Source organism: Tumebacillus amylolyticus (assembly GCF_016722965.1).
GTDB lineage: Bacteria > Bacillota > Bacilli > Tumebacillales > Tumebacillaceae > Tumebacillus > Tumebacillus amylolyticus.
Genome location: NZ_JAEQNB010000013.1, coordinates 1 through 12,161, shown reverse-complemented (window position 1 = coordinate 12,161; position 12,161 = coordinate 1). Strand labels below are relative to the sequence as shown.

Genomic DNA, 12,161 nt, shown 5'->3' with positions numbered 1-12,161 from the left:
GGTAAGACCCCCTGTAGACGACAGGGTTGATAGGCTGGAGGTGTACGTGCCGCGAGGCATTCAGCTGACCAGTACTAATCGGTCGAGGGCTTATCCTAAGTTCTTGAATCACACACAAAGTGAACTATCCAGTTTCAGTATGCGGTCATGGCGGAATTGGCAGACGCGCAAGATTCAGGTTCTTGTGGGGGCAACCCCGTGGAGGTTCAAGTCCTCTTGACCGCACCAACAACTCGTTTGACATCGTAGACTCGGTCCTGAGGATCGGGTCTTTTTTGCATAAAAGGAGATGAGCTTAGGTGAGAGTAGGATGTTTAGGCCCGCAGGGCACATTCACGGAAGAAGCGGCACGTCGGTATTTTGTCGAGGAAGATGTCGAGTGGAGCCTCCATCCGTCCATTCTCGACACGCTGGAGGCGCTGGCAGCGAAACAAGTCGACCGCGTGGTCGTTCCCATCGAGAATTCGATTGAAGGATCTGTCACGATGACCCTCGACAGCCTCGCGCTCAATGAGGAGTTGTTTGTCGAAGCGGAAATTATCATGCCCATTCGTCAGAACCTTTTGACCGTTGTCGGCACCAATCGCGAAGACATTCGCGAGGTTTGGTCTCATCCGCAAGCTCTCGCACAGTGCCGTCATTACATCCACAACATGGGAGCCGCCGTGAAGAACTTCGACAGCACCGCTGCAGCCGCCGAGAAGCTCGCCGAAAGCGGACGCACGGACGTCGCAGCCATCGGGACCCTCCTCGCCGCCGAGAACAACGGCCTTGAAGTGTTGCAAGCGGGCATCCAAGACGTCCACGACAATTTCACCCGCTTCATCGTCGTCCGTCGAATCGGCCAGACGGTGAGGTCTACCGAGCGCACGATCTTGCAACTGCAGTTCGAATCCGACCAACCGGGAGCGCTCGCTTCCGTGCTGAACGTATTCGCCGGTCTCCAACTGAATCTCTCACACATCCAGTCCCGCCCGACGCGCAAGAAGCTTGGAACCTACCAATTCTTCCTCGAAGTCGAAGCCGGCTGGCAAGACGAACGCATGCAAAAAGCCATCTCCATCGTTCAGACGTACGGCCACCAAGTGCGTGTACTCGGCACGATGAACCGCCATTATGTCATGTAACCTCCTAAAGTTTCGCGAAAAAAGCACCCGACAAAGGGTGCTTTTTTTGACGAAACTTTTTTCTAGTTGAGTGTCAAGTTTTGACACCCTCTGCAATAGACTTGTACTATACTGAGGGCAATCGGCGAACCTGTTTGGTAGGTGATGACGAATGCCCGTTGTCTATTTAGATGTAATCTGGGTCATAAATCTCGTCTTAGATGGGTTCATTCTGTTCGTGACGGCGTTCCTGGCCCGTCGCAAAGTGACTGGATGGCGGATGATCGGCGCATCTGCTATCGGAGCCTCGTACGCTCTTTTTTTATTCGTACCCGCGTTGTCGATGTTGTTGTCGTTTGTTTGCAAAGTGTTGTTCTCGATCCTCATGGTCTGGGTAGCGTTTCGTCCCAAAGGGGTGTGGGAGTTCGGCAAGATGCTCGGACTGTTCTACCTCGCTTCGTTTCTGATGGGGGGCGCGGCCTACGCAACCAACGGACTTTTTCAAAACATCTCGATGAAAAACGGCCTCGTGATCGTCAAGGGTCGCGTCGCCTGGCTCCAACCGTCCACCCTGATCTTGATCGTAGTCGCGATGCCACTGGTCTATTGGCTTGGAAAAAGCGCATGGACACGCCTCGCCAAAGCCAAACACCGCGAACAAAACTTCTGGGACGTCGAAGTCCACATCGGAACGTTCCACGTCAACTTCACCGGCTTGCTCGACACCGGCAACGCGTTGACCGACCCTCTCTCTCGCACGCCTGTCACGGTGCTGGACTGGGAACTGCTGCGTGAAGTCTTGCCCTCAGAACTCACCGAATCTTACGAAAAAGGCGCCGACCCCGCAAGTGCGCTCGGCGACTTCGAACTCGAAGCGGACTGGCAAGCCCGCATGCGTCTCGTCCCATACCGGGGCGTCGGCGGTGTGATGGGCATGTTGCTGTCGTTTCGCCCGGATCTCGTGCGTCTGACGGCCCGCGATGGGTCGGGAGAAGTCCATGAATGCCGCAAAGTGCTGATCGGACTCAACCCGAAACCGCTCGCAGCCGACGGCTCGTACCGCGCCATCCTGCACCCCGCCATGCTCGGCGACGAAGCAAGCGCAGAGAGCAGAGCATCTATGGACTCAACGGATCCACCCGAAGTTGCAGCCAGCTAAACTCATGAAATAAGCAACGGAATGAGAGGAGACGACCTGTATGAGATTGCCGATCCCCTTGAAAATGCGCTTGCAGGCGAGACTTTTGTTCCTGCGCCTGCTGTTTAAATTCGGCGGTACCCCGGAGGAAATCTACTATGTCGGAGGAAGCGAGGCCCTGCCGCCGCCGCTGACCCGCGAAGAGGAAGAATTCCTGCTCGAAAAACTGCCATCCAAGGACGAAGCCGTCCGCGCCGTCCTGATCGAGCGCAACTTGCGCCTCGTCGTCTACATCGCCCGCAAGTTTGAAAACACCGGGATCAACATCGAAGACCTCGTCTCGATCGGAACGATCGGCTTGATCAAAGCGGTCAACACCTTCGACCCTGAGAAAAAAATCAAACTGGCAACCTACGCCTCGCGCTGCATCGAGAACGAGATTCTCATGTTCCTGCGCCGCAACAACAAGATACGCTCCGAAGTCTCGTTCGATGAACCGCTGAATGTGGACTGGGACGGCAACGAGCTCTTGCTTTCCGACGTGCTGGGCACTGAGAACGACACGATCTACCGCGATCTTGAAGAACAAGTCGACCGCAACCTGCTCTACAAATCTCTCGAAAAACTCACCGAACGCGAACGCAAGATCATGGAAATGCGCTTTGGCCTCACCGACGGCAAAGAGATGACGCAGAAGGACGTTGCCGATCTGCTCGGCATCTCCCAGTCCTACATCTCGCGACTTGAAAAGCGCATCATCAAACGCTTGCGCAAAGAATTCAACAAAATGCTGTAGTGCATATTTCTCCCTCCAATGGCTCATACTGTCTCCAACTGAGGCGGACGCTGAATGGAGGGAGTTACTTATGAAACGTAACAAAGTCGAAATTTGTGGCGTAAACACAGCTCAGCTTCCCGTTCTAACCAATGCCGTCATGCGTGAACTCTTCGTTTCACTGCAAGCAGGAGAATTGTCCGCCCGTGAAAAACTGGTCAACGGCAACCTCCGCCTCGTGTTGTCGGTCATCCAGCGTTTTAACAACCGGGGGGAGTATGTGGACGATCTCTTTCAAGTGGGCTGCATCGGCTTGATGAAAGCGATTGACAACTTCGACCTCAGCCAAAACGTTAAGTTTTCGACCTACGCTGTTCCGATGATCGTCGGTGAAATCAGGCGCTATCTGCGAGACAACAACCCAATTCGCGTAAGCCGCTCTCTGCGCGACATCGCCTACAAGGCACTTCAAGTCCGCGACAGCCTGACGAACCAAAACCTGCGTGAACCTTCCATCGTGGAGATTTCTGAAGCGATGGACGTCCCCAAGGAAGACGTCGTGTTCGCTCTCGATGCCATCCAAGATCCGGTCTCGCTGTTTGAGCCGATCTACCACGACGGCGGTGATCCGATCTACGTCATGGACCAACTCAGTGATGAAAAGGACCACGACACCTTGTGGGTCGAGGAGATTTCCATCCGTGAAGCTCTGACCAAGCTCAATGAGCGGGAAAAACGCATCCTGTCGATGCGCTTTTTCGAAGGCAAAACGCAGATGGAAGTCGCCGAGGAGATTGGCATCTCCCAAGCACAAGTCTCTCGCTTGGAGAAGGCGGCCATTCACCACATGCACAAATTCATAAAAGCATAGAAAAAAGCCGCGGTTGATTCCGCGGCTTTTTTTCATTTTTCGAGGTTCGGACATATACATATAGGAGGAAGGGGCGAGTCTGATGGTCAAAATCTCCGAGTTGCAAGCGAAAGATGTCGTCAGCATCTCCGACGGGAAACGGCTGGGTCAGATCGGCGACCTTGACATTGACTTGGAAAACGGAATGATCCGCTCGATCATCGTACCGGGCGGAGGGCGGTTCCTCGGTATGTTCGGCAACGGGCAAGACCATGTCATCCCATGGAGCCAGATCGTAAAAATCGGCGCAGACGTCGTGCTCGTGGAGTTGCGCGGGTCGGGTGAGTCGCATTACCTGCCGCCGGGGAACGGTTCGAGTTCCGGCGGTTTTTAGAAAAAAAGAGAAAGGGATTCCGTGCCGGGAGTCCCTTTCTCTTTTTCGACGAGGTGTGGTACGATTTGGACAGAGAGGAAAGGTGAGCCTGAATGACTTCTCGAATCATCGCCTCCTTCACCACCCGCCACGACGGGGTGAGCGAGGCTCCTTATACAAGTTGCAATCTCGGCTTGCATGTCGGGGACGATCCGGCGCATGTCAGAGAGAACCGCGCCCGTGTTGGCGCGAGTCTCGGCCTCCCGCTGGAAGCGTGGGTGGCCGGCGAACAAGTTCACGAAGCGACGGTGACGGTGGTCACGGAGGAACTCAAAGGACGCGGCTCTCAAGATCTGGAAAGCATGATCCCCGCGACAGACGCTCTGATTACGAACGTACCCGGCATAGGCTTAACGACCTATGCGGCAGACTGTGTACCGCTGTTGTTCTCTGCACCGGATGTCACGGCGGTCGGTTGCGCACACGCCGGTTGGCAAGGCACTGTAAAAAAAATCGCGGCCCACACCGTCCGCGCTTTGATCTCCCACTACGGGGCAGACCCCGCCCGGATGCAAGTCTGGATCGGGCCGTCGATCGGACCCTGTTGCTACGAGGTGGACGAGCGAGTCGCGACGCAGGTCCGCTCCGCTTTTCCAAACGCAGTTGAACAACTGCTGACCCCAAACGAAAACGGGCGTTGGCAACTGGATTTGTGGCAGGCAAACGTCACCGCCTTGCTCGAAGCGGGAGTCCTCGCCGAGCACATCCACCGCGAGGACGCGTGCACAAGTTGCCGTGTGGACACCTACTTTTCCCATCGCAAGGAAGCGGGCAAGACCGGCCGTCATGCCGGAATTGTGGCGATCTTGCAGGAAAAAGAGGGCAATTGAGCGTATAAGTACCTATTGGCTTGCAGGAGGGCAATTATGGACTACGAAACACGCTTGCAAGAAATTCGCGCAGAGATTGCAGGAGCCTGTCTGCGAGTGGGGCGAGATCCGGAGGACGTGCGAATCGTCGCGGTGACGAAGTACATCGACACCGAGCAGACGGAGAACGTCGTTCGCGCCGGATTGACCGATCTCGGAGAGAACCGCCTGCAAGTCGCGTTGCCGAAAATGGAAGGCATGGCAGCCGACGTGCAAGAGCGGGTGCGCTGGCATTATATCGGAAACCTGCAGACCAAGAAAGTCAAGGACGTTCTACCGCGTTTTGATTGGATACATTCTGTGGATCGCCTAAGCCTTGCGGAGGAGATTCAAAAAAGGGCCGCCGCCATCGGGCGACCCATTCCCTGTTTGGTGCAAGTCAACGTCTCCGGCGAAGAGTCGAAGAGCGGATTTGCGCCGGGCGAAGTGCCGGCTTTTTTACAAGCGGCGCGCGAGATGGACTTTGTGGAAATTCGCGGGTTCATGACGATGGCGCCCGTTTCACAAGACCCGGAGGAGGCACGTCCGGTGTTTCGCGGCTTGCGCGAACTGCGCGATGAAATGATCGCACGGGGGTTGCTGCCCCAGACGAGCCGCGAGCTCTCGATGGGCATGTCAGGAGATTATGTAGTCGCTGTAGAAGAAGGCGCGACGATGGTGCGTCTTGGCAGCGTACTCGTCAAATAAGGGGGGCAGAAGATCATGTTCCAGAAAGTGATGTCGTTTCTCGGATTGGCGGATGAGGAGCAGCCGCGCCGGGAGGAAGAACAGCTCGAAGAACAACAACAACAGATGGCACAGCAGCAGGACGGCGTCGTCCCGTTGAAACGCCAAGGCACCGTCGTGTCCTTGCACACGCAAAAGCAAGTGCGCGTCTATCTTGCGGAGCCGGAGACATATGATGATGCACAGAGCATCGCCGATCACTTGCGCAACCGCCGACCGGTCGTCGTCAACTTGCACAAAGCCCCGCACGACGTGGCGAAGCGCGTGATCGACTTCATCAGCGGATGCACGTATGCACTGGGTGGAACCTTGCAGAAACTCGGTCATAACATTTTCCTCTGTGCGCCTGAGAACATCGACATTCAAGGCCAGATCAGCGACCTGATGGAAGGGACGCAAACGGCCCAAGGGTTTTCCAACCAACGATAAAACTGACGAGGTGACCGTATGGTCCAAATGATTTATACCATCATCATGTATGCGATGCAGATTTATTACTATTTGCTGTTTATCTCCGTGTTGGTCACTTGGTTCCCGGATATTCAGCGCACCGCTGTCGGGCGGATTCTCTTTAAACTGACCGAACCGTACTTCGGCATCTTCCGCCGTTTCATTCCGGCGGTGCGTTTGGGCGGCGGCTACATGGACTTCTCGCCGATCGTGGCGCTGATCGTCTGGCGTATGTTCGTCGTGTCCGGTGTCTCCTGGCTGCTGGTCAAGGTGCTGACCTAAGATGAAACAAGATTCCATCATGATGCACTTTCGGCCGGAGGAACGGCCGTTTGTCGAGCGGATGATCGACTTGGCGGAGCGTGTAGACGACCGCCAGTCGCCCGCTCTCACCGACTTTCTCGACCCTCGTCAGCAAAAAATCGCCGTGTCCGTCGTGCGACGCCACGCCGATGTCGAAGTTCGCTTGCTCGGCGGACCTCATTCGGCTGAGCGGCAGCGTGCGTTGATCGCCCCGTCGTATTGGGTGCCGGAGGATGCGGATTTTGAGCTGGCTTTTTTACGTGTTGATGTGCCGGGAGAGTACGTGAAGCTCTCGCACGGCGACTATCTCGGGGCACTGGTTGGCTTAGGGCTCAAACGCGGGAAACTCGGCGATCTCAGCGTCTGGGACGACGGGTGCGATCTGGCGGTCACACGGGATATGGCGGACTTCGTGCGGTTACACTTGACACAGGTCGGACGAGCCTCCGTTCACGTGCAAGAGATCGCCGGGACCGACTACCGTTCCATCCAACGCGAATTTCAAGAGAAGGAATTCACCGTGATGTCGTTGCGTCTCGATGCGGTGGCGTCCGATGCGTTCAACCTCTCGCGCACCAAAGTCGTGGACCCGATCAAGAGCGGCAAGTTGCAGTTGAACTGGCAGACGATCGACAACCCGGCGACGCTCGTGGAGGAGGGAGATGTGATCTCCCTGCGTGGACACGGACGGGTGAAAATCCTCGAAGTCGGCGGGCAGACCAAAAAAGGCCGAACGGTCTTAAAAGTCGGAAAATATATCTAGTTACGGCAGGAGTTCGTCAGATGCCGTCGAAATAGTTGTGGCAGTGACGAACGCTGTCTATTTTTCTACAGGAATTGATGGAGGTGCCGGATCGCATGTTGACTCCGCTCGATATTCATAACAAGGAATTTGGCCGTTCGCTTCGTGGCTACAACGAAGACGAAGTGAACGAATTTCTCGACCGCGTGATCAAGGACTATGAAGCCCTGATCCGTGAGAACCGCCTCCTCGAAGAGAAGGTCGCTACGCTGGAAGACCGCCTCACTCACTTCCAGAACTTGGAGGACACGCTGTCCAAGTCGATCATCGTCGCCCAAGAGACGGCCGAGGAAGTCAAAGCCAACGCCCGCAAGGAATCCCAGCTGATCATCAAGGAAGCGGAGAAGAACGCCGACCGGATCGTCAACGAATCGCTCGTCAAGTCCCGCAAGATGGCCATGGAAATCGATGAGATGCAGAAGCAGGCATCGGTCTACCGCGCGCGTTTCAAGTCGCTCGTCTCCGCGCAACTTGAACTGTTGGAGAACGAGCAGTGGAACCATTTGCTCGATGAGAAAACCATTCGCGTCGAAGAATAGGTTTGACAGTTTCGGGAAGACTATCATATAATACGTGCAACTTCAACATTTGACGTTGAACGGGAAGAGTAGCGGTTGGGAACTTTTGCAGAGAACCGGGATTTGGTGCGAACCGGGAAAGGGAACAATCGGGAAAATCACCCGGGAGTCGTGGACTGAACCTGCCTTTTTTTCCAAGGGCGGTAGTAAGTTTCACCGTGTTGGCCTACGTTACAGGGCTCAATGAGCAGCCGCTTTTTTCAGAGCGGAATCAGGGTGGTACCACGGGAAACCAAAGTCTCTCGTCCCTTTGCGTGCATGTGCGCGCGAAGGGACCGAGGGACTTTTTTTGTTTCATACATGAAGGAGTGACAGACAATGGAGAAACCGGAATACAGCAAGACCCTCAATCTCCCGGAAACGGAGTTTCCGATGCGCGGCAATTTGCCGCAGCGTGAGCCGGAGATGCAAGCGAAATGGGAAGAGATGGACCTCTACGCGAAAGTGCAGGCGAAGCAAGCGGGCAAACCGAAATTCATCCTGCATGACGGCCCTCCTTACGCCAACGGCGATATCCACATCGGGCACGCGATGAACAAAGTTTTGAAGGACATCATCGTCAAATTCAAGACGATGTCCGGCTTTGACTCTCCGTATGTACCGGGCTGGGATACGCACGGTATGCCGATTGAACATGCGATCATCAAGAACAAGGGCATCAACCGCCATGAAGTGCCGGTGACGGAATTCCGTCAGATGTGCTACGACTATGCGATGGATTTCGTTGAACGTCAACGCGGCCAGTTCAAACGTCTCGGCGTTCGCGGTGACTGGGAGAACCCGTACATCACATTGCAATCGAAGTATGAAGCTCGCCAGATCCAAGTGTTCGGGGAGATGGCGAAGAACGGCTATATCTACAAAGGTCTGAAACCTGTTTACTATTGCGCGTCTTGTGAGACCGCGCTGGCAGAGGCGGAAGTCGAGTACGCAGACAAAACCTCTCCGTCGATCTACGTGAAGTTCGCTGTCAAGGACGGCAAAGGCGTGCTGCCGACTGAGAACACCTACATCGTCATCTGGACGACGACCCCGTGGACGCTTCCGGCGAACGTGGCGATCTCGCTCGGCCCGGACTTTGAATATGACCTCGTCGAAGTCAACGGCGAGAATCTGCTGATCGCGAAGCATCTGGTCGGTGCGGTGCTCAAAACCGCCGGCGTAGAAGCAGAACCGAAGCTCGTGAAAACGTTCAAGGGCTCGGAGTTGGAACGAGTCACGTGTGCGCATCCGTTCCTCGACCGCGAATCGCTCGTCATCTTGGGCGACCATGTTACCCTCGAATCCGGTACCGGGTGCGTTCATACCGCTCCGGGTCACGGGATGGAGGACTACTTGGTCGGCTTGAAATACGACCTGCCGATCCTCGCACCGGTCGACGGCCAAGGCAAATTCACCGCTGAAGCAGGCAAGTATGCGGGTCAGTTCTACCTCAAAGCGAACAAGCAAATCATCGCCGATCTGACCGAAAGCAACCACCTGCTGGTTGAAAAAGCGCTCGATCACAGCTACCCGCACTGCTGGCGTTGCAAGAACCCGGTGTTCTTCCGCGCGACGGAACAATGGTTCGGCTCTATCGACAAGTTCCGTGACAAACTGCTTGAGGAAATCAAAAAAGTCGAGTGGAGCCCGGTCTGGGGTGAAGTTCGTCTGCACAACATGATCGCCGACCGCACCGACTGGTGTATTTCCCGCCAGCGCAAGTGGGGCGTGCCGATCCCGATCTTCTATTGCAACGACTGCAACACGGAGATCATCAACGATTCCACGATCGACAAACTCTCGAAGCTGTTTGCAGAACACGGTTCGCAAATCTGGTTTGAGAAGGACGCGTCCGAACTGATCCCGCACGGTTTGACCTGTTCTTGCGGGGGGCACACGTTCCGCAAAGAGTCTGACACGATGGACGTGTGGTTCGACTCCGGTTCTTCGCACATGGCGGTGCTCGATGAGCGTCCGGAATTGCAATGGCCGGCAGACTTGTACTTGGAAGGCTCCGACCAATACCGCGGTTGGTTCAACTCGTCGCTCTCGACGGCTGTTGCAATTCGCGGGCAAGCTCCGTACAAAGCGATCCTCTCGCACGGCTTCACCCTCGACGGCGAAGGCCGCAAGCAGTCCAAGTCGCTTGGCAACGTCGTCGACCCGTTGAAAGTCCTGCAACAGTACGGCGCGGATATTCTGCGTCTGTGGGTGGCATCGGTTGACTTCCGTTCCGATACCCGTGTCAACGATGCGATCCTCAAGCAAGTGGCTGACGTTTACCGCAAGATGCGCAACACGTTCCGCTATCTGCTTGGCAACTTGAACGATTTCAACCCGAGCGCCGACCTCGTGCCGGCCGATCAGTTGATGGAACTCGACCGTTGGGCGCTGAACAAATTGGAGCAGCTTCGTGAACGCGTGCTGAAAGGCTACCAAGCGTATGAATTCCACGTCGTATATCACGAACTCAACAACTTCTGCAACGTCACTCTGTCGAACTTCTACTTCGACGTCTCCAAAGACCGTATGTACACCGTGGCTCCGGATGCGTTGGAACGCCGTTCGGGTCAGACCGCGATGTATCACATCCTCGTCGCGTTGACGCAGCTTCTCGCACCGATCTTGACGCACACCGCAGATGAAGTGTGGGCGTTTGTACCGGGTGCTGACGAAGAAAGCGTGCAGTTGACCGAGTTCTTGCCGTCGGCTGTCACGTTTGACGCAGCGCTCGATCAGAAGTGGGAAGCAATTCTCGCCGTGCGCGACGAAGTGCTCAAAGCGCTGGAAGTGGCACGTCAAGAGAAAGTCATCGGCAAATCGCTGACGGCAAGCGTGGAGCTCTACCCGGATGCCGCTACATTTGCGGTGCTTCAAGGTACCCCGCGCGTGCAAGAAGTGCTGGGGACTTCCAGCGCAATCGTCTTCGAGCCGGGCACGGAAGTTCCGTCCGATGCAACCGCGTTTGAAGGTCTGTCTGTTCGCGTTCGCGCAGCAGAAGGCGAGACGTGCGAACGTTGCCGTGTGGTAACGCCGGAAGTCGGTCAGAACACCGAACATCCGACGCTCTGCCCGACTTGTGCAGGGAACGTGGTACACTTTGTGAAGTAAAAAAAAGCCTCCATCCGCCCTTGGGCGGTGGAGGCTCTTTTTTGGTAGGCGGGGATTAGCGGGACGAGCTGCCGTCTTTGTGGTAGCCGCCGTGATAGCCGCCATACCCATACGGGTTATAGCCGTAGCCCCACGGGTGGAACCCGACACCGTACGGATGATAGCCGCCATAGCCCCACGGATGGAAGCCGTACGGGTGATAGCCATAACCGCCATACGGTGGGCGGCGAGTATCGAATTCTACCGGTACTTGGCCGCGGAAGTCGCCTGCGACTTCTTGTTGCTGGCTGTAGAGGTTTGCGTAGTAGTGGTTCAATGCGTTTTGGTATTCCGGAGTTTCAAAGTAACGATATTCGATGTTGTGGACTTTCGGATTGAACTCATAATAAGGAATCAACTGAATGTCAGACTCTTGGTTGAAATTCTTCGGCACTGCGGGTCACGCTCCTTCTATATTTGTGGGTGAGTAGGCTGTTGTCTTGTGGGGCATTCGTCACCCTATGGATATGTGCGGAGGGGAGGCATGGTGAAACGCAAACAGAAAAACGGGCGCATGCCCAGATTTGCAGAAAAACAGGGTCAAGAAAGAGAGTGATGAATATAATCTGCGGAGATTGGCGATTTTGCTCGAATGTAGTTTTTGATTCTCCTGTGGAGGACATGCTATATTAACACCTGTCGCCGCGAGACACACGGTGATGAGAACGAAACTGAATCACATGGAGAGATGTCCGAGTTTGGTCGAAGGAGCTTGACTCGAAATCAAGTAGGCGGGTAACCGTCTCGGGGGTTCGAATCCCTCTCTCTCCGCCATGTGAGCCATTAGCTCAGTTGGTAGAGCACCTGACTTTTAATCAGGGTGTCGAAGGTTCAAGTCCTTCATGGCTCACCATTTTTACCTCTTTTCTTTGTAACAGATTGATCCTTGAAAACTAAACGAGTGATAGATGAAGATCGATTCGAGTCAGAACCAAACTTTTATTGAGAGTTTGATCCTGGCTCAGGACGAACGCTGGCGGCGTGCCTAATACATGCAAG

The 12,161-nt window shown here is 55.2% G+C and carries 13 protein-coding genes, 3 tRNA genes, 2 rRNA genes and 1 other annotated feature; of the genes, 17 read left to right on the top strand and 1 reads right to left on the bottom strand.

Going from position 1 to position 12,161, the window contains the following annotated elements:
* The 14 genes from JJB07_RS23265 to ileS form a co-directional block, all read left to right on the top strand.
* Positions 1 to 98, top strand: a 23S ribosomal RNA gene (locus JJB07_RS23265); the annotation flags it as partial.
* Between the two features lie 43 nt (positions 99 to 141).
* A tRNA-Leu gene (locus tag JJB07_RS23260) sits at positions 142 to 228 on the top strand.
* A 71-nt stretch (positions 229 to 299) separates the two neighbouring features.
* Positions 300 to 1,127 carry a prephenate dehydratase gene (gene pheA / locus JJB07_RS23255; RefSeq protein ID WP_201638462.1) on the top strand — a complete coding sequence of 276 codons (828 nt, stop codon included), beginning with the start codon at positions 300 to 302 and terminating at the stop codon, positions 1,125 to 1,127.
* A gap of 151 nt (positions 1,128 to 1,278) precedes the next feature.
* A complete protein-coding gene (gene spoIIGA / locus JJB07_RS23250) occupies positions 1,279 to 2,265 on the top strand; it encodes a sigma-E processing peptidase SpoIIGA (protein ID WP_201638461.1) in 987 nt (328 codons plus the stop codon).
* A gap of 52 nt (positions 2,266 to 2,317) precedes the next feature.
* Complete coding sequence (sigE, locus tag JJB07_RS23245) at positions 2,318 to 3,040, top strand: RNA polymerase sporulation sigma factor SigE (protein ID WP_201638463.1); 723 nt, start codon at positions 2,318 to 2,320, stop codon at positions 3,038 to 3,040.
* Between the two features lie 70 nt (positions 3,041 to 3,110).
* On the top strand, positions 3,111 to 3,890 hold the full coding sequence (gene sigG / locus JJB07_RS23240; protein WP_201638460.1) for an RNA polymerase sporulation sigma factor SigG: 780 nt from the start codon (positions 3,111 to 3,113) through the stop codon (positions 3,888 to 3,890).
* 82 nt (positions 3,891 to 3,972) lie between these two features.
* Positions 3,973 to 4,263, top strand: a complete 291-nt coding sequence (locus JJB07_RS23235; protein ID WP_201638459.1) for a YlmC/YmxH family sporulation protein — start codon at positions 3,973 to 3,975, stop codon at positions 4,261 to 4,263.
* A gap of 92 nt (positions 4,264 to 4,355) precedes the next feature.
* Entirely contained in the window at positions 4,356 to 5,132 is a 777-nt protein-coding gene (pgeF, locus tag JJB07_RS23230; RefSeq protein WP_201638458.1) for a peptidoglycan editing factor PgeF, read from the top strand.
* Between the two features lie 36 nt (positions 5,133 to 5,168).
* Positions 5,169 to 5,858, top strand: a complete 690-nt coding sequence (locus JJB07_RS23225; RefSeq protein ID WP_201638457.1) for a YggS family pyridoxal phosphate-dependent enzyme — start codon at positions 5,169 to 5,171, stop codon at positions 5,856 to 5,858.
* 15 nt (positions 5,859 to 5,873) lie between these two features.
* Positions 5,874 to 6,326 (top strand): cell division protein SepF, encoded by a 453-nt coding sequence (locus JJB07_RS23220; protein ID WP_201638456.1) that lies wholly within the window; start codon positions 5,874 to 5,876, stop codon positions 6,324 to 6,326.
* Positions 6,327 to 6,344: 18 nt separating this feature from the next.
* Positions 6,345 to 6,629: a YggT family protein gene (locus JJB07_RS23215; RefSeq protein WP_201638455.1), complete on the top strand. Its 285-nt coding sequence runs from the start codon at positions 6,345 to 6,347 to the stop codon at positions 6,627 to 6,629.
* Between the two features lies 1 nt (position 6,630).
* Entirely contained in the window at positions 6,631 to 7,413 is a 783-nt protein-coding gene (locus JJB07_RS23210) for a YlmH family RNA-binding protein (RefSeq protein WP_201638454.1), read from the top strand.
* Positions 7,414 to 7,508: 95 nt separating this feature from the next.
* A complete protein-coding gene (locus JJB07_RS23205; RefSeq protein WP_201638453.1) occupies positions 7,509 to 7,991 on the top strand; it encodes a DivIVA domain-containing protein in 483 nt (160 codons plus the stop codon).
* Between the two features lie 46 nt (positions 7,992 to 8,037).
* Positions 8,038 to 8,283 (top strand) — a binding site (T-box leader).
* Positions 8,284 to 8,348: 65 nt separating this feature from the next.
* Positions 8,349 to 11,123: an isoleucine--tRNA ligase gene (ileS, locus tag JJB07_RS23200; RefSeq protein ID WP_201638452.1), complete on the top strand. Its 2,775-nt coding sequence runs from the start codon at positions 8,349 to 8,351 to the stop codon at positions 11,121 to 11,123.
* A gap of 55 nt (positions 11,124 to 11,178) precedes the next feature.
* On the opposite strand, the gene JJB07_RS23195 is transcribed toward ileS, so the two are convergent.
* Complete coding sequence (locus tag JJB07_RS23195; protein ID WP_201638464.1) at positions 11,179 to 11,556, bottom strand: hypothetical protein; 378 nt, start codon at positions 11,554 to 11,556, stop codon at positions 11,179 to 11,181.
* Positions 11,557 to 11,844: 288 nt separating this feature from the next.
* On the opposite strand from JJB07_RS23195, the gene JJB07_RS23190 reads away from it, so the two are divergent.
* From JJB07_RS23190 to JJB07_RS23180, 3 genes are all read left to right on the top strand, one after another.
* Positions 11,845 to 11,936 (top strand) — tRNA-Ser (locus tag JJB07_RS23190).
* A 3-nt stretch (positions 11,937 to 11,939) separates the two neighbouring features.
* Positions 11,940 to 12,015 (top strand) — tRNA-Lys (locus tag JJB07_RS23185).
* Positions 12,016 to 12,100: 85 nt separating this feature from the next.
* Positions 12,101 to 12,161: ribosomal RNA gene (locus tag JJB07_RS23180) — 16S ribosomal RNA — on the top strand; the annotation flags it as partial.